The sequence below is a fragment of the Actinosynnema sp. NPDC049800 genome (assembly GCF_040656635.1).
Taxonomy (GTDB): Bacteria; Actinomycetota; Actinomycetes; order Mycobacteriales; family Pseudonocardiaceae; genus Actinosynnema.
Window position 1 is genome coordinate 295,806 of sequence record NZ_JBFAMT010000005.1, and the last position, 23,331, is coordinate 319,136.

Annotated in this window: 7 protein-coding genes; 3 read left to right on the forward strand and 4 right to left on the reverse strand. The window is 72.5% G+C overall.

The genetic code is table 11. The annotated features are described in order from the left end of the window. Positions 1–7: 7 nt before the first annotated feature. The 3 genes from AB0I91_RS10010 to AB0I91_RS10020 form a co-directional block, all read right to left on the reverse strand. Entirely contained in the window at positions 8–418 is a 411-nt protein-coding gene (locus AB0I91_RS10010; protein ID WP_123745404.1) for a succinate dehydrogenase hydrophobic membrane anchor subunit, read from the reverse strand. Between the two features lie 2 nt (positions 419–420). Further along, entirely contained in the window at positions 421–846 is a 426-nt protein-coding gene (gene sdhC, locus AB0I91_RS10015; protein WP_230570370.1) for a succinate dehydrogenase, cytochrome b556 subunit, read from the reverse strand. A gap of 239 nt (positions 847–1,085) precedes the next feature. Then, positions 1,086–18,197, reverse strand: a complete 17,112-nt coding sequence (locus AB0I91_RS10020) for a hypothetical protein (protein WP_499636346.1) — start codon at positions 18,195–18,197, stop codon at positions 1,086–1,088. 652 nt (positions 18,198–18,849) lie between these two features. Between AB0I91_RS10020 and AB0I91_RS10025 the strand changes: the two genes are divergently transcribed. The 3 genes from AB0I91_RS10025 (at position 18,850) to AB0I91_RS10035 (ending at position 21,702) form a co-directional block, all read left to right on the forward strand. Then, complete coding sequence (locus AB0I91_RS10025; RefSeq protein WP_499636348.1) at positions 18,850–19,230, forward strand: hypothetical protein; 381 nt, start codon at positions 18,850–18,852, stop codon at positions 19,228–19,230. A gap of 12 nt (positions 19,231–19,242) precedes the next feature. Next, positions 19,243–20,718 (forward strand): hypothetical protein, encoded by a 1,476-nt coding sequence (locus AB0I91_RS10030; RefSeq protein WP_499636350.1) that lies wholly within the window; start codon positions 19,243–19,245, stop codon positions 20,716–20,718. A 297-nt stretch (positions 20,719–21,015) separates the two neighbouring features. Then, the gene (locus tag AB0I91_RS10035) at positions 21,016–21,702 is read left to right on the forward strand and encodes a hypothetical protein (protein WP_498782008.1); all 687 of its coding nucleotides are present in this window, start codon (positions 21,016–21,018) and stop codon (positions 21,700–21,702) included. Here AB0I91_RS10035 and AB0I91_RS10040 read toward each other — a convergent pair. Continuing rightward, positions 21,699–23,330 (reverse strand): WXG100 family type VII secretion target, encoded by a 1,632-nt coding sequence (locus AB0I91_RS10040; protein ID WP_498782006.1) that lies wholly within the window; start codon positions 23,328–23,330, stop codon positions 21,699–21,701. The two genes, AB0I91_RS10035 and AB0I91_RS10040, sit on opposite strands and share 4 nt — an antisense overlap. Position 23,331: the final 1 nt, after the last annotated feature.

The following is a 23,331-nucleotide window of genomic DNA, read 5'->3' on the forward strand; positions in this document are numbered from 1 at the left end:
CAGCGGGTCAGTCGGTGATGTTCGGGTCGAAGGTGAAGATCACGTACGTCCCGAGGGCGATGATCAGCACCATCGAGACGTAGAGCAGCACCTTGAGCCAGAACCGGGTCGCGTCCTTGCGGGCGTAGTCGTTGATCACGGTGCGCAGGCCGTTGCCGCCGTGGATCTGGGCCAGCCACAGCATGGCCAGGTCCCACATCTGCCAGAACGGCGAGGCCCAGCGGCCGGCGACGAAGCCGAAGTTGATGCGGTGCACGCCGCCGTCGAGGATGTTCATGATGAACAGGTGCCCGAGCACCAGCACCACCAGCGCGACACCCGAGATGCGCATGAACAGCCAGCTGTACAGCTCGAAGTTGCTGCGGCGGGCGGCGGGGCGGCGCGGTGCGCGCGGCTTGGCCAGGGTCAGTTCGCTCATGATCAGTGACCCCCACCGAGCAGGTCGGTAACCGTGCGGACCATCATGTAGTAGGTGCCGGGGATCATCACCAGCACCCAGATGCCGAGCACCACCCACAACATCTGCTTCTGGTAGCGCGCGCCCTTCTCCCAGAAGTCGACGAGCATCACGCGGATGCCGTTGAGCGCGTGGTAGAGGACCGCGCCGACCAGGCCGACCTCGAACAGGTTGACGATCGGGTTCTTGTAGGTCTCGATGACCTTGTCGTACGCGTCCGGCGACACCCGCACCAGCGCGGTGTCCAGGACGTGCGCGAACAGGAAGAAGAACGTCAACACACCGGTGATGCGGTGCGCGACCCAGGACCACATCCCCAGGTCGCCGCGGTAGAGCGTTCCGCCCCCTTTAGAGGTGCCCGCCCGCTCGGGTGCGGTGGTGCCGGCCATGCGCAACGGCCTCCAGCGTCAGTGGTGGACTGGTCTCCGGTACGTGCGTACGCGGACCTTGACCCCCGGATGCTAGACCCGCTCGAGCCACCCGACCCAACAGCCCGACCCGTCTGTGAGCGACGAGACACCCGACGGCTGCTGTATCGATTCGCCTCACGCCTCCAGGCACCCCGCTGTGCGGTGCAGGCCACTCGGAAGAGTGACCTGCGTCGTCCATTGCGGACCTTCAGTCCTGGTCAGCGGGGTCGGTAGGTAGCCACCCCGCCCACCACGACGAGGTCGACGTGCACCTCGGGCTGGACCGGGCCGGTGAATGGCGGCAGCCGCAGCGGCTGCGGCACACCGGGCAGGTGGATGACCAGGTTGACGCCCAACCGGGTTGCGATGAGCCGACCCGCGAGGTCGCGGGCATGACCCGCCCGGACGTTCTCCGCCGGATCCCTGAGCGCCCAGTTCACGTTCTCGACCAGCGCGCTGTACAGCTGGCTCTTGCGCATCGAGTGGGTGGCGGTGTAGTCCGCCACCTGCTCGACCTGGCCGATCGACGTGCTCACCACGTCGCGCCGGAGCGTCGCCGGTGGGATGGCGGTGACGTGACCGACCGCCGCGTACAGGCCGCCGGGAGTCGGCGGCGGCGCCGTCGCCAGGTCGTCGGCGGTGAACCGCAAGTGCCGCAGCGCCTCCTCGACGTGTCCGGACGTGACCGGCCCGTGCTCCGGCTGCCCGCCGCCCGTACCGTCGTGGAACGGCGTGGGTTCCGGGAGCGCCGGGTTCGGCGGGTTGCCGGGGACGGGGTCGCCCGACGTGCGGGCGGTGTCCGGAATGGACGGTGCGCTGCCGGTCGTCCGGAAGTCCGGGGAACCGTCGACCGGCGGCGCGGGCGGCGCCGGCCGGGTGGAGGTCGGGGTCGTCGTCGGGGGCACCGAGGACCGGGCGGTGGCGGACGCGTGGTCGGCAGGTGCTGGAACCGGCCGGGCTGCCGGTGGTGCGGCGTTGAAGGCGTCGACCCGCTGGTCCACCACGCTCTTGGCGTCCCACCAGGTCTGCTGCTTGGCGTCCGCCTCGCCGCGCTTGGCGTTCAGCTCCACCTCGGCTGCCGTGATGCGGGCCTCCTGCGCGTCACGGGCGGCGACCAGGGCGTCGTGCCGCTGCTGCGCGTCGGAGCGCGCCTTGGCCCCGTCGTGCACGATCTTCTTCTGCTCGCGCAGGTTGTGCTGGGCCTCGGTGAGGTTGTCGTTCGCGGTGGTGTAGCCGTCCTGCGCCAGGCGCAGGGCCTCGGTCGCCGCGTCCAGGGCCTCCTTGGCGCTGGTGGCGGCTTCCTTGGCGTCCTGCTGGTCCTCCAGGTCCTTCTTGTGCTGCTCGTGCGCCTCACCGAGTTCCTCGGCCAGCCTCTTGGCCTCGGTCTTGAGGCCGTCGCGGGCGGTGCGGGCCGAGTCGACCGCGCTCCGCAGGCCCTGCTCGACCGCGGGGTCCACCGGCGGCGCGTCCTCGGCGGGTGGCGTGGTCCAGTGCTGGGACAGGGCCTGCTCGGCGGTCAGCAGGGCGTCGTTCGCCGTGGTCAGCCGGTCACGGGTCGTCTTCAGTCGTTCTTTCAGGTCGGCGACGGCATCGGCGCTGTCGATGACGTCGCCGTTCCGGTCGCGGAGGACGTTGTTCGCCGTCAGCACCGCGTCCTGCAGCCCGGGAATCTTGCCGCTCAGGTCCTTGACCCGCTCCTCCGCCTTCGCCACGGCCTCGCGGGAGTCCTCGACGTCGGTCGTCAGGTCACCGACCTTGCCGGACGCGGTGAGGCCGGTCTCGATCGCGGTGTTGAGCTCGAGTTCGAGGTCGGTGAGCGTGCTGTCGGTCTTGGCGAGTTCGGCCGCCACCTCGTTGATGGTGTCCTGCGCGTCGTGACGGGCCTTGTCGACCGCGATCTCCGCGTCCCGCCACGCCTTCGCCGCGCTCTTCACGTCGTCCTGGGCGGCGCTGAGTTCCGGGTCGAACGCGTGACCGAGCACGGCCTCCGCCTCCGGGGCGGGCATCCGCACCGCGGCCGAGGCGGGCACCGCCAGGTCCACCACGCCGGTCTTGCCGCCGATGGTGGCGACCACCCGGTACTCGACGTCGAACTCGACGAGCCCGGACCGGCCCTGCGGCTTGAGGTTGTTGACCTTGTTGTCGGTCGCGCCGCCGGAGACGGCCTGCGAGTCCTCGCTCGCGTGCCGGACCTCCACACCGCCGGTGGTGAAGTTGAGGGTGTCGGCCGGGTCGTCGTTCCGCTTCACGGCGACGCTGCCCGTCGCCAGGCCCAGCGACACGTCGGCGTTCTGGCTGACCTTCGCCTCGCCGCTGGTCGTGCTCACGGTGGAGCGCGGGTTCTCCAGGTTCACGCCGTCGCTCAGCGCGCCGAGCCGCGGGTTGACGAGCTTCGCGTAGACCTTGACGTCGGCGTGCTGCCCGAACGTCAGCGCCGCCTCGTGCAGGCCGGGCACGTCCAGCGGACCGTCCAGCATCCCGGGCAGGTTCGGCTGGAGGTTCTCCGGGCTCAACGTCGACAGCAGCGTGTTCAGCGGCCCGGAGCCCTTGCCGGTGATGCCCTGGTTCGCGCCCGCCTCGGTCAACGCGCGCAGCGCCGCGTCCCGCAGGTCCTTCGTGCCGCGGAGGTTCTCCACCGATGCGCCCGGCGGCAGGGTGGCCGGGTCGTTCGTCCGCTGCCACGCCGTCGCGGCGCTCGGCACGCCGAAGTCGGGGCTGCGCTTGATCGCCGCCGCCATGTAGGGGTAGTTCGGCGTGGTGATGCCGTCGACCTTCAGGTTGTCCGCGTGCAGCCGGACGACCATGTCCTGCGCGGGGCTGGTCCTCGTGGCGACGACCCGAGCGCCCCTCTCCACCACCAGTTCGAATTCGACCGGCACGGTGTACTTCGCCGCCGGGCCGCCGCCCGCGCGCAGGTGGCCGAACTGCCGGGTGGTGGCGTCGGTGATCGAACTGCTCTGCGCGTGGTTGAAGCCGGCCGATGCGATCGCGCCCACCGTGCCGGACAGGTTCGGGTTCGCGCTGCTCGGCTGGAACAGGCCCGGCGCCTTGAACCCGACACCCCACCCCTTGCCCCGGCCCTGGCCGTCGGTGACCTTCTCCGCGGTGGCGGTGGTGTGCTCCATGTCGACGCCGTCGTTGACGACCCGGTCGAACCGCGGCTCGCCCGTCTTCGCGCGCAGCGTGACCTGGTACGTGTCGTTGCCGAACGTGCCCGGCTGGTGCACGAGCAGCGGCACGCCGCCGTCCAGCGCGCTGTCGATCATCGCCTTGACGCTGGTCGGCGAGCTGAAGTCGACCAGGCGCTGGAGGTTGTTCATCGAGTCCTTCAGCACCGAATCGGGCACCAGCGGGTCACCGAAGAGCTTTCCCGTCTTCTGGTTCACGTCCGCGATCAGGTCGGTCACCACGCCGTTCAGGTCCGGCACCTGCTCGACGGCGGACAGGCCGAGCGCGCCGGGCTCGTCGACGGCCAGCGTCCTCGGCGGCGCCATCGTCGGGAAGGAGGGCGTGCTGACGTCCGGTTTGACGTTCGGCAGCACGCCCATCTCACGTGCCACGTCCTCGCTGACCCGCACGAACACCGACTTCGGCAGCGTCACGGTGGAGCCCTCGACGTGCGGCGTGCCCCCGTGGAACACGTTGCCCGCCCGGCTCTCGGCGACGATCGTCACGTCCGCGTCCAACTGCACCAGCACGGTCCTGGCCGTGCCCGGTGTCACGACGTTGCGGTCGACGCTGCCGCTGATCTCCCGCGCCTCGGCCTTCGAGTCCGACCACGGGGTGTACTTGCCGATCCCGGCCACGCCGCCGGCACCGCTGGCCGGGGTCGGCTCGCCCGGGGGTGGCGCGGTGGGGGTCGGTTTGACCATGACGTTCACGCCACCGGTGATGTCGACCGACCGGCTCACCGACTTGGCGTCGCCCGCCTTGTAGCCGCCGGTGATCGCGTTCTCGGTGCCGGTGTCGTCGGAGATCGACACCAGCTTGGGGTTGCCGAGCTTCATCGACACGCCGACCGAACCGGTGCGGTCGGTGACCCGTCGGTCGTACCGGAGGCTCTGCTCCTGCATCCCGGTCTCGACCATCTTGCGCAGGTTGGCCTTCACGTTCTCCGGGCTGAACATGCGGTCGATCTGGTTGCGCGCCTCGGTGCCGGGCACGGTCAGCGCCGAGTCCTTGCCCGCTGCCCGGTTGAGCGCGTCGACTGCCGCGTCGCGCAGGGCAGTGGTGTTCGCCACCGCTTCGACGTGCAGGAACTCCGGCGACTTCGGCCCTGTCCGGGTGGTGAGCAGGTCCTTGACGGTGGGCGCTTCGGTCAGCGCGGTCACCACCGGGTCGCCGGGCCTGAAGCCGGACGGGTCCGACTTCATCGCCGAGCCGTCGGACACCCACAGGGTCGCCGCGCCGTGGATCTGCGGCAGGATTTGGGGGTTGTTCCGCGCGGTCGGGTCGATCGACGCGCCGACCGTGCGCGCCACCACGCGCGGCTGCGGCGCGTGCTGTCCGGGCAGGCCGGGTGTCACCCGCCGCAGCCACGACCGCGGCCGGGTGAACGTGGTGATCTCGACCTCGAACTCCACGTCGCTCGCGAACACCTGCGCGTTCGGGCTGCCGACGTTCAGCGAGGTGCTGTTCACCGTGGGGCCGCCGGTGTTCTTCGTCGTCCACGAGTGGTTGTACTTCACGCCGACCTGCGGCGTCGGGGTCACCGTGGTGGTGGCGCCCTTGACCGGGATGACGACCAGGCCCTCGACGCCGCCGCTCCAGCCCTTGGTGGTGGCGGTGGTGCTGTCCAGCTTCGGCCCGCTGGACGACGAGCCGCGCACGTTGCGCGCGTCCGCCTGCCCGAGGTGCCTGGTGTTGTCGATCTTCGCCTTGACCGTGATGTTGACGTAGGTGTCGGTGGTGGCGTCGGAGCTCTTCAGCTGGACCTGGACGCCCGGTCCGAGCAGACCGTCCATGTTGGACTTGAGCGCGGTCGGCGACAACTGGTCCAGCTTGCGCTGGTTGGCCAGTTGCCGTGACACGTCCCCGAAGCCCTGGCCCTTGCTGCTGCGCGGGTTCGCCTGGGGGTTGTTCCAGTTCGGCAGCAGGTCCGATAGGCCCTTGACGTTCTTCAGCGCCGCCTCGACCTGCGGCTGCACCCGGGAGGCGGGTTCGAAGTCGCCCACCTTCACGTTGCCCGCGGCGAACGCGCCGTCCACGTACGGCGGCGCCCACCGCGGTTGCGCCGTCGGCTTGGCGATGCCGGTGGGCGTGCCCTCCGGCACCGGCAGGTTCAGCGCCGCCGCTTCCGGCGTGCCGATGCGCATGTAGGTGGTCACCGGGACGATGACGTTGTCGCCGCTGGGTGTGCGCACCTCGACGTCGGCCGTCACCTTGTACAGGCCGGTCTGGCCCTTGAGCTGGATGCCGGTGCGGTTGCTGGTGTTCGTGCCCGCGTTCGAGGACTCCGCGGTGCGGGCCGAGTAGCCCACGGTGACGCCGCCCCGGCCGCCGACTTGGTTCGGCACGATGGCGCCGCCGCCGACACTCGCGTTGGCGTCGAACCCGGTCTTGGTCGTCGCGGTGACGCCAGTGCTGTACGACGTGGTCTCGTGCAGCCGCAGCTGGGTGGAGTCGTGCACGCCGACGAGTTCGGCGGTGCGCAGCGTCGCGTGCGCCTGGACCGCGGCGCCCTTGCTCGCGTGGGGGCTGACCAGGTCTGGCGAGGTCACCCAGCCGTTGAGCATCGCGCCGAGGTTGTCGCGGATCGTGGTCGGGCTCAGGAACGTCTGGAGCGCGGCGCGGCCGGGTGAGCCGATCTTCACGATGGACGGGTGCAGCTTGGCCGCCACGTCGGTGAACGCCTTGCCGGGGTCGGTGACCGCGACGGTCTCCGGCACCGGGTGCTCCAACCGCGCGCCCCAGTCGCCGGTGGGGGCGTTCGGGTTCTGGGCGAGGGTCGGGTTCGACTCCACGATGGTGGTGAGGTCGTCGGGGATCTGGAGCGTGACGTCGACCGGGTCGGCGGGGGTGGAGTCCACGGTGATCGGGGCCCGGGCGACGCCGTGGGCGTCGGTGAGCGTGATCTGGTAGCTGACCGGGACCTTGGCCTGCGTGGAGTACTCGCCCGAGCGGATCGCCCGTTGGTCCACTGTGGACGTCGAGCTGACGTGGGCGGTGGCGGGGGTGGCGAGCTGGGCCTTGCCGCCGAGCGAGCCGTACGGTCCGACCGCGACACCGGCCGTGGCGGCGCCGCCGACGTCGTTGGCGGTGGCCAGGGTGTTGGTCGTGGACGTGCTCGTGCCGCCCAGCGCGGTCATGTCCACCTTGGTGTTGGTGGACGGCGTTTCGACCGCGGTGGCCTGATCGGCCGGCGGGAGCATCGTGGCCTGCACGTGGGCCTCGTACCAGCGACCGCCGACCTTGACCTGGAAGTCGCGGCCGTGCCCGAGGAACGACTCGAAGTCGGAGCCGATCGCGGTCTCGATGCGGGCCGCGTCCTTGGCGTCGAGGCCGTCGATCGCGCCCGCGACCCTGGCGGCGCCCCGCACGTCGACCGGTGCGATCGAGCCGAGGCCCTGGTTGTGCTGGAAGAAGTCCGGCAGGTTGGTGGCGGTCAGCACCCAGCCCGGGGTGGGCGGGGTGATCCTGGCCAGGGGGATGACCGGGTTCGGGGTGGTGCGGCGGAACGGCAGGCGCGGCGCGTTCGGCGGCCGCACGTCGGCGTCCTGGGCGGGCGTGGTGCTCGGCGTGGTGGTCGGGGGCGTGCCCGGCGGGTTGAACGACTCCAGCGCGTGCATCCGGTTCTCGACCAGCCACAGGTTGCGCGGCTTGACGCTCGCGTCCGGGGCGTCGACGCCCGCCGTCATGGGCGCGTCGTCGTCGACGACGCGGCCCTTGCCGTCCTGGTGCTGGAAGATCGGCTTGACGTCGCCGGTCTCGAAGTACTCGTCGTGCAGGCCGAGGAAGTGGCCGACCTCGTGGCCGAGCGTGCGGGCGTCGGAGTCGACGGGCCAGTTCAGCTGGTTGGCGCGGCCCTCGGGGGCGGTCACGGTGATGCTGCCGTGCGCGTCGGCGGGGTCGTTCGTGAACTCGACGGTGACGTGGAACTGCTCGCCGCTGGGCAGCCGGCTGCCGTTGTTGAACAGCGCCTCGACGCCCTGCCTGGTGCGGTTGCGGACCTCGGAGACCTGGTCGGGGGTGGCGTTGCCGGCGGGGTCGAGGAAGACCTTGACGGTGAAGTCGCGCACCGGCACGCCGTTGACGTCCAGCACGCGGGTGTCGTAGGCGATCGGACCGCGCCACGCCTTCATGCTCACGCCGTCGGGACCGATGGTGGTGCTGTCCAGGACACCGCCGTCCTCGCCGCGGACGGTGCTGGTGACGGGGGCGTCCGCGCGCGCGGTCCGGATGTCGGCGGAGGTGGCGGCGTCCGGCTTCGGGTCGAACCAGTCGGCGCCGGGCGCGGTGCTGTGCCGCCAGTCCGGGTTGTCCAGGACCGGGTGCGGCCCCTGCGGCGCGGGTGAGGTGATGACGGTGTCGGTGACCTTCACGCCCTTGGGCGCTTCGGGCGGCGTCCAGCCGTCGGGGCGGCGCAGGTCGTGGTCCACGTGCACGTCGGTGGTGGTGCCGTTCGTGTCGCGGACGGTGGCGTCGATGCCCTTGGCCGTGAGCACGTCGGCGACGGCTCGGGCGTGGGGGCCGGAGACCTCGACCACGGCGGGCCGGTAGCCGTTGCGGTCGCGCATCGCGTTGGACTCGGCGAGGTCGGCGGCCAGGGCGTCGAGCCGGGCGACCTGCTCCGGTGACGGCGCTGAGGTCGGCGGGACGTCCAGGGACAGCTCGGGACGGGGACCGCCGGCGGCCCGCTCGGTCGGCTTGGCCGGTGCCGGTGCCGGTGCCGGTGCCGGTGCGGGTGTCTGCGGTGCGGTCGACGGGGTGGTCGGCGGTGCCGGTGCGTCCGTGGTGGATCGGGTGGTGTCGGGCGATCGGGGCGGTGCCGGTGGTGCGGTGGTGTCGGTCGTGGACGAGGGGGCGGGCTGCGTGCCGTTGGTCGTCGTGGACGAAGAGGCGGGCTGCGTCCCGTTCGTCGTCGTGTCGGCCGGCGGGGTGATGGTGATGACCGGCGTGCCGGCGGGCGGGGCGGGAGGCGCGGGAGGCGGGGTCGGGCGGTTGAAGTCGGCGATCCGCTGGTCGACCTCGATGCGGGCGTTCCACCAGTCGCGCTGGCGGGCGTCGGCCTCGGCGCGGCGCTTGTCGAGCTCCACCTCGGCCGTGGTGATCTCCGCTTCCAGTTCCGCGATGGTGCTCTCGACCTGGTGGTGGGCCAGCGCCGCGGACTGCTGCGCGCCCGCCGTGCGCTGAGCGGCGTCACGGCCGGTCTCCAGGCCGGTTTCGGCGTTGTCCAGCTCGCCCTGAGCGGTCTCCAGGGTGCCGTTGGCCCGGTCGAGGTCGATCCGCGCCTGCTCGGCGGCGGTCCGGGCCTGGTCGACCGCGACCTGCGCGGCGGCCCGCGCCTCGATCGCGCTGGTGTTCGCGGCCTGCGCCGCGTCGGCGACCTCGACCGCCGTCTCGACCTCGGTCGCCCGGGTGTCGCGCGCGGCACGGGCGTCGTCCACCTTGCCGACCAGGTCCTTGGCGACCTTGTCCTCGGCGATCGGCGGCGCGTCGTCGGGGCGGTTGTCGAGGTGCGCGTCGAGGTCGCCCTGGGCGACGTCCAACGCCGCCTGCGCGTCGTCCAGCCTGACCCGCGCCGCGTCCAGCTCAGTGTTCGCGTCCGCCAGGTCGCGCCCGGTGGAGCGCACCTCCGCGTCGGCGTCGGCCAGCGCGACCTGCGCGTCCCGGTGGGCCGAGTCGAGGCCCGGGATCCGGTCGCGCAGGTCCGCGACCACGTCGTTCGCCGCGTCGCGCCGGGTCTGCGCGTCCTGGACGGCCTGCTCCAGGGCGGGCACGCGGCCGGCCTCGGTCAGCTGGTGGCCGATCGCGTCGTTGTGGTCGACCTGCGAGCTCGTCAGGTCGCTCTGGAGCCGGGCGACGTCGGCGGCCACCCGGTTGATCACGGCCTGCGCGTCGTGCCGAGCCTTGTCGACCGCCAGCTCCGCGTCGCGCCACGCCTTGGCGGTGTCCTTGACCGCGGTCTGCGCGTTGCTCAGCCCGGCGTCGAAGTCACGCCCGAGCACGGTCTCGGCCTCGGTCGACGGCATCCGCACCGACGCCGAGCCCGGCACGCTCAGGTCGACCACGCTGGTCCGGCCGCCGACCGTGGCGACCACGCGGTACTCCACGTCGAAGTCGACCAGACCGGTGCGGCCCTGCGGCTTGAGGTTGTTGGTCTTGTTGGTCGCCGAGCCGCCGGACAGCGCCTCCGCGTCCTCGGCGGCGTGCCTGGTCTCGACGCCGCCGGTGGCGAAGTTCGCGGTGTCCTTCGGGTCCTGGCTCGGCGCGACCGCGGCGCTGCCGGTGGCCCAGCCCGCCGAGAGGTCGCCGGTCTCGCTGTGCTTGGCCTCGCCGGAGGTCGTGGTGACCGAGGACTTCGGGTTCTCCAGGTTCACGCCGTCGCTCAGGCCACCCAGCCTCGGGTTGACCAGCTTGGCGTAGACCTTCACGTCCGCGTGCTGCCCGAACGTCAACGCGGCCTCGTGCAGCCCCGGCACGTCCAACGGGCCGTCGAGCATCCCCGGCAGGCTCGGCTGGAGGTTCTCCGAGCTGAGCGTCGACAGCAGGGTGTTCAGCGGGCCGGTGCCCTTGCCGGTGATGCCCTCGTTCGCGCCCGCCGCGGTCAGCGCCCGGATCGCCGCGGCACGCAGGTCCTGGGCCCCGCGCAGGTTCTCCACCGACGCCTTGGCCGGCAGCGTGGCCGGTGAGCCGTTCTGCTGCCAGGTCGTCGCGGCCTGCGGCGTGCCCTGCGCGGCCGGTTGCCGGGTCGTGGTCGACGTGTAGCCGGTCGGTGGCGTGGCGGCCGGGGTGAACACCTTCTGGTTGTCCGCGTGCAGCCGCACCACGACGTCCTGCGGCGGGGCGGTGGCGCTGGTGACGACCTGGGTGCCCTTCTCCACCACCAGCTCGAACTCGAGGGGCACGGTGTACTTCACGGCCGGGCCGCCGCCGGCGCGCAGGTGGCCGAACTGCTCGGTGGTGGCCTTCGCGACGTTGCTGCTGTGCTGCTGGCCGACGTTCGCCGCGGCGATCACGCCGACGCCGCCGGACACGTTCGGGTTCGCGCTGCCCGGCTGGGCGAGGCCGGGCGACTTGAGGCCGACGCCCCACCCGGTCGACCGGCCGAGGCCGTCGGTCGCCTTCCGGGCGCCCGCGATGGTGTGCTCCATGTCGACGCCGTCGTTGACGACGCCGGAGAAGGCCGGCGCGCCCTTGACCTTCGCCTTGAGCGTGACCTGGTAGGTGTCCTTGCCGAACGTCCCCGGCTGGTGCAGCAGCAGCGGAACGCCGCCGTCCAGCGCGCTGTCGATCATCGCCTTGACGCTCGTCGGCGAGGTGAAGTCGACCAGCCGCTGGAAGTTGTTCATCGAGTCCTTGAGGACCGAGTCCGGCACCAGGTCGCTCTTGAACGGACCGCTGGTCCGCTGGTTGAGGTCGGTGATCAGGCCGGAGACCAGGCCCGACAGGTCCGGCGCGGTGTCCAGCGTGCTCAGGCCGAGCGAGCTGGGCCGGTCCGGCGTCAGCGTGGCCGGCGGCGCCATCGTGCCGAACGAGGGCGGCGGCGTCGTCGGCTGCACCTTCGGCAGCACGCCCAACTCGCGCGCCACGTCCTCGCTGACCCGCACGAACACGCCGCCGGGCAGGGTGACCTTGGCGCCTTCGACGCGCGGGGTGCCGCCGTAGACGACGTTGCCCGACCGGCTCTCGCCGACCACGGTGACGTCCGCGTCGAGCTGGATCAGCACGGTCCGCGCGCTGGGCGGGGTGACGTAGTTGCGGTCGACGCTGCCGCTGACCTCGGTCGCGCTGGTCTTCGACGACGAGTACGGCGTGATCTTGCCCGCCACGGCGACGCCGCCCGAGCCCGACGCGGGCTTCGGCTCGCCCGCGGGCTGCGGCGCCGCGTTCGGCTTGACCGGCAGGTTGACGCCGGCGGTGAGGTCGACGGTGTGGCTGCTGCTCTTCGCGTCACCGGCCTTGTAGCCGCCGGTGGTCGCGTTCTCCGTGCCGGTGCTGTCGGAGATCGACACCAGCTTCGGGTTGCCCAGCTCGATCGCCATGCCGATGGCGCCGGTGCGGTCGGTGACCCGGCGGCCGTACTTCAGGCCGTTCTCCTGCATGCCGGTCTCGGTCAGCTTGCGCAGGTTGGCCTTGATGCTCTCCGGGCTGAACAGCTTGTCGATCTGGTTGCGCGCCTCCGTGCCCGGCACGGTGAGCGACGAGTCGCCCTTCGCGGCCAGGTTGAGCGCCTCGATGGCCTGGTCGCGCACCGCCTCGGTGTTGACGACGGCCTCGACGTGCAGGAAGTCCGGCGCGGCGGGCCGCGGCGCGGGCGGGTTGAGCAGGTCCTTGATCGACGGCGGCCGGTCCAGCTTGGTGGCCACCGGCTTGCCCGGCTCGAAGCCGGACGGGTCGTGGTCCATCGCCGAGCTGTCCGACACCCACAGGTGCACCGGGCCGGAGATCTGCGGCAGGCTCACCACGCCGGGCTGGTTGGGGCCGCCGGTCCTGGCGACCGGCTTGGGGTCGGGCACCTGGAGGATCGGCGAGCCGGGCGTGACCCGCTTGACCCACGCCCGGTTGCGGCTGAACGTGGTGATCTCGACGATGAACTCCAGGTCCTGCGAGAACACCTGGGCGTCCGGGCTGCCGACGTTGAGCCCCGTGCTGGTGACCGTGGGTCCGCCGGTGTTCTTGGCGCCCCACCCGTAGGTGTACTTCGCGCCGACCTGCGGCGTCGGGGTGAGCGACGCGGCGCCGGTCTTGACCGGGAACACCGCCTTGCCCTCGACGCCGACGCTGACCGACTTCTGCGTGGCGGTGGTGCTGTCCAGCTTCGGCGCGGTGTTCGCCGAGCCGCGCACGTTGCGCGCGTCGACCTGGCCGAGGTGCCGGGTGCCCACCGGTCGGGCGCGGACGGTGACGTTGACGTACTCGTTGGTGCTCAGGCCGCGCTTCTTGAGCTGCACCTGCACACCGGGGCCGAGCAGGCTGTCCATCTTGGTCTTCAGCGCGGTCGGCGACAGCTCCGCGTCGAGCTTGCGCTGGTTCGCCATGGCCTCCGCGACGTCGGCCAGGCCCTGGCCCTTGCGCGCGCCGGTGTCCGGGTCGTTCCAGCCCGGCAGGAACTTGCCGAAGCCGGGCAGGTCGCGCAACGTGGCCTGGACCTGCGCCTGCACCTGCGCGCCGGGGCCGAACTCGCCGACCTTGACGTTGCCCGCCGCCAGGTCCGCGGCCAGGTAGGGCGGGAGGTGCTTGGTGCCCGCCGTGCCGGGCTTGGTCAGGCCGGCGTCGGTGCCCGGCGGCACCGGCAGGGTCAGCGAGGCGGCCTCGGGCAGGCCGACCCGCATGTAGGTGGTGACCGGCATGACGACGTCCGCGCCGTTGGGCGTGCGGACGTGGACGTTCGCCGTCACCTTGTAGAGGCCGGTGGCACCCTTGAGCTGGATGCCGGTGCGGGTGCTGCTGGTCGTGCCCGAGCTCGAGGTGTCCGAGGTGCGGGCCGAGTAGCCGGCCGTGACGCCGCCCGTGCCGCCGATCACGCCCGGCACGCCCACACCGCCGCCCACGCCGGCCGCGGCGTCGAAGCCGGTCTTGCTGGTGGCGGACAGGGAGCTGCCGGTGGACTGGGACTCGTGCAGCCGCAGCTGGGCGGCGTCGGTCGTGCCGACCAGTTCGGCGGTCAGCAGGGTGGCCTTCATCTGCACGGCGTTGGCCTTGCTGCCGTGCGGGCTGACCAGGTCCGGGGACGTGACCCAACCGCCGAGCATCGCGCCGAGGTTGTCGCGGACGGTGGTGGGGTTGAGGAAGTCCTGCAACGCGGTGCGGCCCGGCGCGCCGATCTTGGTGATCGACGGGTGCATCTTCGCGGCGACGTCGGTGAACGCCTGCTTCGCGTCGAAGTCCGTGACCGCTTCGGGCGTCGGGTGCTCCAGCTTCGCGCCCCAGCCCGGCGGCAGGGCCGCGGCTGGTTGGGCGTTGCCGGAGTTGGCCATCGTCTCCAGGTCGTTCGGCACGGCGAGGGTGACGCCGCCGTTGACCGCCTGGATCGGGCGCACGGTGCCGTTGGCGGCGGTGAGCGTGACCTGGAAGGAGACCGGGACGTCGACGTTCGTCGAGCTCTCGCCGCCGCGGATGAACCGCTGGTCCACCGTGCCGGAGGAGGTGTTCAGCGTGGTGGCGGGGGTGGCGAGCTGCGCCTTGCCGGCCAGCGAGCCGTACGGGCCGACGCCCGCGCTCGCCGCCGCGGCGAGGCCGATGTCGTTGGCGGTGGTGAGGTTGGTGGCGGTGCCCGTGTTGGCGGCGGACTGGGCGGCCATGTCCACCTTGGTGGTGGTGGACGGCGTGCTGGTGACCGCGGCGACGTCGGCCGGCGGGAGCATGGTGGCCTGGACGTTGGCCTCGTACCAGGTGCCGTCGATCTTGACCTGGAAGTCGCGGCCCTGGCCGAGGAACGACTCGAAGTTGTTCTCCAGCGCGCTTTCGATGACGGCGGCGTCGGCCGGCGTGATGCCGGTCATCGTGCCGGTGACGTGCTGGGCGCCCCGCACGTCGGTGGGCGCGATCGTGCCGAGTGCCTTGCCCTGCTGGAAGAAGTCCGGCAGGTTCCGCGACCCGAGCACGGGCCCCGGTGCGGGGTTCGGTGCCGGGGCGGGTGCCGCGGGGGCTGGTGCTGCCGGCGCGGGCGTGGCCGGGGTGGGCGTGGTGTCGGTGTTGCCGTTGGTGTTGGCGTTGGTGGGCGGCAGGTCGACCAGCGGGATCGGCGCGGAGATCGACGGCGGCGGTGGCGGGGGCGTGGAGCGGAACGGGTTGCGCCACGGTGCGTTCGGCGGCTGGACGTCCTGGTCGACGCCCCGCGTGGTCGGTGCGGTGCTCGGCGGCGCCGGACGCGTCCCGGACGTGGTGGCGGGTGGCGTCGTGCCGACGAAGTAGTCGCCGAGCATGGTCTGGAACGCCGGGCCGGGTTTGAAGCTGTCCCACTTGGACCGCGGCCGGTCGAACTCCCGGTTCAGCAGGTCGATGTTGGTCTGGTAGCGGACGTTGCCGTCCTCGAACTGGTTGTACTGGCTGGGTTTCCCGTTCCGCTCGGAGAGCGCGTCGGTGATGTTGCGGGCGAGCAGCTCGGTGACGGCTTCGTCGGGGTTCAGGTTCTTGTTGTAGACGCCGCCTTGCCCGTCGCGGTGCGCGAAGGTGACGTCGCTGCCGACGGAGTGCACGTGCATGAACTCGTGGGTCAGCAGGTGCTGGATGGCGTCGGCCTTGCGCGCGGGGTCGGTGGTGAGGCCGTCGAGGTGGTCGGTGTTGAGCAGGACGTGCCCGTTGATCGCCCGCGCCGGGTTGGTGAGCGTGCTCTCGACCAGGCTGTTCCGCGTCGCGACGACGTCGCCGGCGGGACCGGCCTTGGCCTGGGCGACCTGGTTCAGCAGGGTGTCGAGGCGTGCGGCGGCGGTGGGGTTGCCGTTGTTGAGCTGCCGCAGGAAGTCGGCGGACAGGATCTCGGCGCGGACCTGCGCCGGGTCGATGCCCTGCCCGTTGAGCTGACCGGTCGTGATGTCGGAGTCGCCCCGGTCGGTGGTCTTCAACGCCGTGTCCAGCTCCTGCTGGATGGCGAAGTGCTTGGCGAACGTCTGCTGGTCGAGCTGCACGACCAGGTCGGGGTTCACGTTCGGCGTGGTGGTGATGCCGAACTCGCCCAGCTTGCCGGACAGCGCGTCGAAACCGGCCCGCACCTGCCCGAGGTCGACCTGGACGCCCGCGACCTGCAGCGGCACCGGGGTGATCTGGGCGGGCAGCCTGGTCAGGATGCCGTTCTTCAGGTCGGCGTCCCGGACGTTCGAGTACGGGCCCGCCGGGGTGGCGGGCGCGTTCGCCGACGTGCCGGCCGTGTCGGGTCCGGGCGGTGGCGGCGGCGCCTGGGGCCCGGGCGGCGGTGGGGGCGCCTGAGGTCCGCGCGTCGTCCCCGGCGGGGGTGGCGGCGGCGGTGCCTGCGTCCCGAAGGCGGGCGGTGGCGGAGGCGGCGGCGGAACTGACGCGGGCTGCGTCGAGGTCACCGCGGGTGGGGGCGGTGGTGGAGGGGGTGCCTGCGTCCCGAAGGCCGGTGGCGGTGGGGGAGGCGGTGGCACCGCTGCTTGCTGCGTGGCGGTGGCCCCTGGCAGTGGCGGCGGGGGTGGTGGCGCGAGTGGGATGGCCGGCTGCGCGTCGGCCTCGGTGTCCGTGTCGGAGTCGCTGTCCGTGTCGCTGACCGGCCGGGGGTGGATGTCCGGCCGGGTGCCCTGGTCGGGCGGTCGCGGCGGCGGGGTCTGGCGGGGCGAGTCGGGGTCGTGCAGCGTGGCGTGGTCGGCGTCGGGCACCATCACCTGGCTGTCGGTGGTGCGCTCGATCGCCCACAGGTGCCGCGGCTTGATCGACGGGTCGCCGTGCACGCCCGCGCCCATCAGCCCGTCGTCGTTCACGACGAGGTTCGACTGGGTGTGCCCGGGCGGCAGCGGTTTGCCGTCGCTGTTGAAGATCCGGGCGTCCGGACCGGCCGCGTCCTTGTACTCGTCGGGCAGGCCGAAGTAGTGCGCCACCTCGTGGGCGAGCACGTTCTCCGAGGTCTGCACGCCCCAGTTGAGCTGGTCCGCGGTGGTGGACGTCTTCACGTCGACCGTGGTGTGCGCCTGCGCGGGGTCGGTGACGAACTCCACCCTGGCGTGGAACTGGTCGCCCGAGGGCAGCCGGTAGCCCTGGTTCAGCAACCGGTCGACGCCGTTGGTGGTCTTGTGGGCCACCGCGTCCACATCGGACTGGGTGACGCCCTCGCCGGGCTTGAGGTGGACCTTGAGGGTGTACTCCTTCACCCAGGTCCCGGGCGCGACCTCCATCCGGCGCACGTCGTGCTGGATCAGCCCGGTCAGGGAGTCGACCTTGCCCGGGGTGCTCGACCGCTGCACGTCGGCGACCTCGGTGTCGACCGTGCGCACGGGAGCCTTGTCCCGCACCGAGTCCCACGCCGCCGAGGGCTGCGGGTCCTTCGGCGCGAACCAGTCCGCGGTGCTCGCCGTGCTGTGCCGCCAGGACTCGTCGGCGGCGACGTCCTTGGCGTCCTTGTCCTTCGCCGGTGGCACGTCCGGGTCGGCTGCCGGTGGCGCGTCGATGTCGGCGGGTGGGGCGGAACGCGTCTGGGGCGGGCCGTCGGGCTCGGTGACACCGAAGTAGTCGTCGAGCATGTCCTGGAACGTCGCGTCGGGGTCGAACGGGGCCGCCCACCGGCCGCGGGGCTTGTCGAACTCGTTGTTGAGCAGGTCGATGTAGTTCTGGTAGCGGTTGGCGCCGTTCTCGTCCTGGTTGTACTGGCTGGGTTCGCCGAGGCGTTCGGAGAGGGCGTCGGTGATGTTGCGGGCGAGCAGTTCGGTGACGGCTTCGTCCGGGTTGACGTTCGTGCTGTAGACGCCGCCTTGGCCGTCGCGGTGGGCGAAGGTGACGTCGCTGCCGACGGAGTGCACGTGCATGAACTCGTGGGTCAGCAGGTGGCGGATCGCGTCGGCCTTGCGGGCGGGGTCGGTGGTGAGGCCGTCGAGGTGGCCGGTGTTGAGCAGCACGTGGCCGTTGATGGAGCGGGCCGGGTTGGTGCGGGTGCTGTCGACGAGCGCTTCCAGTGCCGCGTCGACGTTGCCGTTGGGGCCGACCTTGGCTTGGACGACGTCGTTCAGCAGCGCGTCCAGGTGCGCGACGGCGTCGGGGTTGCCGTCGTTGAGCTGGTGCAGGAAGTCGCCGGACACGATCTCGGCGCGGACCTGGCCCGCGTCGATGGTCCGGCCGTCGGGCAGCTGGATGACGGCGGGCTCGCCGGGGGCGGCGGTCTGCAACGCCGTGTCCAGTTCCTGCTGGAGGGCGAAGTGCTTGGCGAAGGTGTTCTCGTCGAACTGCACGACGAGGTCGGCGCTCACGTTCGGGGTGGTCGTGACGTTGTGGTTGGCGCGCAGGGTGTCGAACATCGCGTCGAACCCGGCTTGCACCTGGCCGAGGTTGATCTCGACGTCGGTGACCGTCAGGGGCACGTCGGGGAACACGGCCGGCAGCCCGTCGAGGGTGCCGTTCTTCAGCGTGGAGTCCCGCCGGGGCGAGAACGGGCCCGCCGGTGCGGTGGGCGGGTTGACCTGCGCGCCGGGCGCGCCGGGCGGCGGCGGGACCGGGATCCCGAACACCGCGCCGGGTACCTGCGCTCCGGGCGGCGGAGGCGGTGGCGGCACGGCGGCCCCGAACCCGGGCGGCGGGGGCGGAGGCGGCGGAACCGCGGCCCCGAACCCGGGCGGGGGCGGCGGAGGCGGCGGCACCACACCACCGAACCCCGGCGGCGGAGGCGGCGGTGGCGGCACGGTGGACCCGGTCCCGGGTGGCGGGGGTGGGGGTGGGGGAGCGGGTGTGTTGGTCTGCTGCCCGGGCGCCGTGGGGTCGGCGGCCGGTGCCGGCCGGGTAGCCGGTGGGTTGGTCGCCGGAGGGTTCGCTGCCGGTGGGGTGGTTGCCGGAGGGTTCGCTGCCGGTGGGTTTGCCGCCGGGGGCGCGGTGTCAGTGGGCGGTGCCGGCCGGGTGGCTGGGGGTGTGGTGGCCGGTGGGTTCGCGGCTGGCGGGTTTGCCGCCGGTGGCGCAGTGTCGGCGGGTGGTGCCGGTCGCGTGGCCGGTGGTGTGGGAGCCGGTGGGGTTGCCGCAGGGGGTGCGGTGTCGGCGGGTGGCGCCGGCCGGGTGGCCGGTGGTGTGGGGGCCGGTGGGTTCGTGGCTGGCGGGTTTGCCGCCGGTGGCGCGATGTCGGCCGGTGGTGCCGGTCGCGTGGCCGGCGGAGTGGTGGCCGGAGGTGGGGTGTTGACCGGTGGAGTGGTGTCGGTGGGTGGTGCCGGCCGGGTGGCCGGCGGAGTGGCAGCCGGCGGATTTGCGGCTGGTGGAGTGCTGGCCGGGGGCGTGGCGGCTGGCGGTGTGGTGGCTGGCGGCGTCGCGGCCGGTGGGGTGGCGACAGGGGGCGCGGTGACCGGCGGCGCGGTAGTCGGCGGGGTGGAGATGGGTGGGGTGGAGATGGGTGGTGGCGTGATGGTGACCGGCGGTGGTGTGGGCCTTGGGGTCGCCGGGGCAGGCGTCGGTGGGGTGGCCGGTGCCGGGGGCGCGGTGGTGGTTGGAGCGGTGGCGGTTGGTGGAGTGGTGGCCGGCGGGGTGGTGATCGGCGGGGCGGACGGCTTGGCCGGCGGCTGAGGTGCTGGAGGGGTGGAGGCGGTGGTGTCGGCCCGCGGGGTTGCCGGCGGCGGGGTCGGGGTTGCGGCGGGCGGGGTGGTGGCGGGCGGCGGGGTGGTGGGCTTGGGGGTGGTGATGTCGGCCGGTGGTGTGTTGATCGCGCTCGGGGCCGGCGGTGTGCTGATGGTGGGCTTCGGCGCTGGTGGCGGGGTGGAAGGCGAGGTGGCCGGGGCCTTGTTGATGTTGCCGTCGCCGGTGGGCGGTTTGGGCGTGTCGAACACGCCCTTGTCCGGCCCGCCCGTGAACTTGCTCGAACGGTCCGTCGACGGGCTCCCGCCCGGAGCCGCTGCGGGCGGTGGTGCTGCTACTGGCGGCACTGCCGGTGCGCTCACCGGAGGTGCGACGACAGGGGACGGCTTCGGGCCCGTCGCTGGTGGAGCGGTGGCGGTGGAGGCGCTGTTGGCAGGTGTGCCGGTGGCGGGGGTGCTCGGGGCCGGGGTGCTCGGGGCGGGGGTGCTGATCGGCGGGGCGGTGGGTGTGCTGATGGTCGGCTTCGGCGCTGGTGGCGGGGTGGAGGGCGAGGCAGCCGGGGCCTTGTTGATGTTGCCGTCGCCGGTGGGTGGCTTGGGTGCGTCGAAGACGTCCTTGCCCGGTCCGCCGGTGAACTTGCTCGAACGGTCGGACCCACCTGCCGCACCGGGAGCGGCGCCGGGGGCCATCGGCGCACCGGCCATCGGGGGCGCCACGGGAGCGCTCACCGAGGGCGCGGCGCCCGAGGCCGGCTTCGGACCGGTGGACGGCGGAGCGGTCGCGGTGCTCGGCGTGCCGCTGCCGGGTGCGTTGGCGCCGGGCGTGCCGGTGGTGGGTGCGCCGGTGGTCGGGGTGCTGATGGCGGGAGCACTCGGGATGCCCCCGCCGCCAGGGGTGCTGATGGTCGGCTTCGGCGCCGGTGGCGGGGTGGAGGGCGAGCTGGTCGGGGCCTTGTTGATGTTGCCGTCACCGGAGGGTGGCTTCGGTGCGTCGAAGACGCCCTTGCCGGGCCCACCCGTGAACTTGCTCGAACGGTCGGACCCACCTGCCGCACCGGGAGCGGCGCCGGGGGCCATCGGCGCACCCGCCATCGGGGGCGGCGTCACGCCGGGCGCACCGGACAGCGCGCCGCCGATGCTGCGGGCCGCCGTGCTCCCACCAGGCGCGGTGACGCCGGTCGCCGGGCCCGCACCCGGCGTCGGACCGCCCTTGGCCGTCGGACCACCGGACGTCGACGAACCGGGCGGCGTCACACCGGGCACACCGGGCACACCGGGCACACCGGGCACACCGGGCACACCGCCGCCGCCGCGCGTGCCACCCGTCGCACCGGGAGCGCCCGGAATGCCGGAGATCGGCCCCACCGCCGGCCCACCGGTGCCGCGCGAACCACCGGGCGGCGTCACGCCCGGCGCACTCGGCAGGTTCTTGATCGGCCCGACCGCGGGCCCACCGGGCGACTTGGACGTCCCACCCTGATTCGGGCCGGACGCACCGGGCACGTTCGTGATCGGTCCGATCGCGGGCCCACCGGTGCCACGAGGCCCACCGGGCGGCGTGACGCCGGGTGCACCAGGAAGGTTCTTGATCGGCCCGACCGCCGGCCCGCCGGACGTCTTCGGCGCTCCACCAGGCGGCGTCACGCCGGGCGCACTCGGCAGGTTCTTGATCGGCCCAACCGCCGGCCCACCGGTGCCACGAGGCCCACCGGGCGGCGTCACGCCCGGCGCACCAGGCAGGTTCTTCACCGGCCCGACCGCGGGCCCACCCGTCCCCTTGGGCCCACCGGTCCCGTTCGGCCCGGTCGCACCCGGCACGTTCTTCACCGGCGTGACGGACGGCCCACCCGTCCCCTTGGGCCCACCGGTCCCGTTCGGCCCCGACGCGCCCGGCACGTTGGTCACCGGCGTCACCGCCGGCCCACCAGGCCCCTTCACGCCGAGCGGTCCGTTGCCGGGTGAGCCGGGCGGCCGCTGGGCGTTCGAGTTCGGGTCGATCTTGGTGAACTGGTCGCGGCTGAACTGGTCGTTCTGCACGTGCGTCTGGAGCGTGGCCTTCAAGCCCGACTGGACGTTGCCCATCGCGCTGGACGCGTTGTTCGCCTGCTTCACCGAAGCGTCGTTCGAGCTGTTCAACGCGGGCACGGCGACGATGCCGATCGGGCCGAGCGCGTTGGGCGCGAGCTTGAGCCCCTGCAACCCGCTGGAGATCGCCGCGAGCCGGTCCCGCAGGCTGCCGGCCCGCTTGTCCAGGTCGGACATGGTCGACTCGTTCATGCCGAACCCGGAGTTGCCGGTCGGCCCGCCCGGTGACGGCGGTGGGGGCGACGGCGGCGGCGACGACGGGGTGCCCGAGGGACCCGGGGTGTTCGAGTCGACGCCGCCGCCACCGCGTGCCATGGCTGGTTCTCCGTGGTTCTTCCGGGGGTTCTGCCAGACCTGGGCCGAACCGGTTGAGGGCTAGCCCGCAGCGGGCTGGGAGTACTGCGACTGGAACGAGTCGTAGCTCGACTTCGCCGCCTCGCCCGCCGACTTCGCGTCGGCCGCCGCCTGCTCGACGCTCGTGCCCGCCTGCTCGGCCTTGCGCGACGCCTCCTCGGCGGCCTTGATGTCGGCCTCGCTGCCGGACGCGAACGCCTTGGCGTTCGCCTCGGCCGCCGCCGCGTTGGCCGCCGCGAAGTCCACGTTCGCCTGCTCGTAGGTGGCGTTCGCCGCCTTCGCCGCGTCGTTCTTGGCCGACATGTCGCTCTCGGCGGACGCGCGCGCCGGGTCGTCCTGGCCCGGGTTGTTGCGCTTGTACTCCTCGTACGCGGCCTTCGCGGCCTCGTCGGCGGGCTTCGCGTCGGCCAGCGCCTCGTTGCTCGCCTTGGCCGCGTCGGCGACGTCGCGGGCTTCCTTCGCCGCCTTCTCGGCCGCCTGCGCCGCCTCGCCGCGCGCCGCGTCCGCCTCGACCTTGGCCGCCTCGTACTTGGCCATGGCCGCGTCCCGGCCCGCCTGGTCACCACGCGCGGCGGCGGCGTTCGCCTCCTCGACGAACGCGTTGGCCTTGGCGTTGGCCTCGCTCGCCCTGGTGGCCGCCGCGTTCACGTCCTCGTTGGCCTTCTTGGCCTCCTCGGCGGCCGCCGCCTCCTCTTCCTTGGCCTTGCCGTACCGCTCGTTGGCCTCCTCCGCCTTCTTGTTGGCGTCGGTGACCTTGTCGTCCTGCACGTCCTTGGCCAGCGCCTTGTCGATCTCGCGGTCGACGCCCTTCTGCGCCTTCCACGACTCGTAGCCGACCTCGGCCACGTCGGCGATGTTCTCGAACCGGTTCCAGCCCTTGCCGACGTTCTCGGTGATCTCGTCGAGGTTCTTGATCCGGCCCATCTGCCTGCCCAGCGCCGCGGTCAGCCGGGCGATCCGGGACGCGATGTTCACGCCGAGCGCGACGGCCTTGCCGACCGCGAAGCCGATGTAGGCCGCGATCGACGCGCCGAAGGTGATGACCGCGGTGGCGGCGGCGATCAGCGCGCCCGCCAGCAGCGACCCGAGCAGCTGGGCGATCAGGTCGCGCACGATGTCGCGCAGCACCGACACCAGCACGCCGCAGATCGCGACGATCTTGGCCTTCTGCTCGACGGCGTTGGCCAGCGCGTCCAGCTCCTGGCCCATCGACTCCATGTTCTTCTGGAACGCCTCGGACGACGCGCCGGTCCACCCGTCGAACGTGGCCAGCTCGCGCCGGTGGTCCTCGGCCAGCACGCGCAGCTCGGCGGCCTGCTTCTTGGTCGCCTCGACGTTGGCCTCGATCTCGTCGGGGTCGCCCATGAGCTGGTCGAGCGGTTCCTTCAGGAACGACACGTGCTCGATCAGCCAGCCGATGCCCGCGCCGAGGATCGTGCCGAACGGGTCGACCGCCAGCATGGCCATGGACGACGCCGTGCCGATCGCGGCGAACGTGATGTCCAGCGCCTTCTCGGTCTCGGTCTCCGCGTCCTTGCCGATCGTGGTGATCATCTCGTCCCAGGCCGAGATGAACAGCGAGCCCTTGAACTTGTTCTTCTCGGTGATCTCCATGCCCGGCGGCGAGGCGATCGGGGTGTCGGGGGCGGTCATC

Excerpts from the sequence above, each read along its gene's own strand:
- sdhC (WP_230570370.1), bottom strand. The coding sequence starts at position 846 with ATGGCCGGCACCACCGCACCCGAGCGGGCGGGCACCTCTAAAGGGGGC.
- AB0I91_RS10040 (WP_498782006.1), bottom strand. The coding sequence starts at position 23,330 with ATGACCGCCCCCGACACCCCGATCGCCTCGCCGCCGGGCATGGAGATC.
- AB0I91_RS10010 (WP_123745404.1), bottom strand. The coding sequence starts at position 418 with ATGAGCGAACTGACCCTGGCCAAGCCGCGCGCACCGCGCCGCCCCGCC.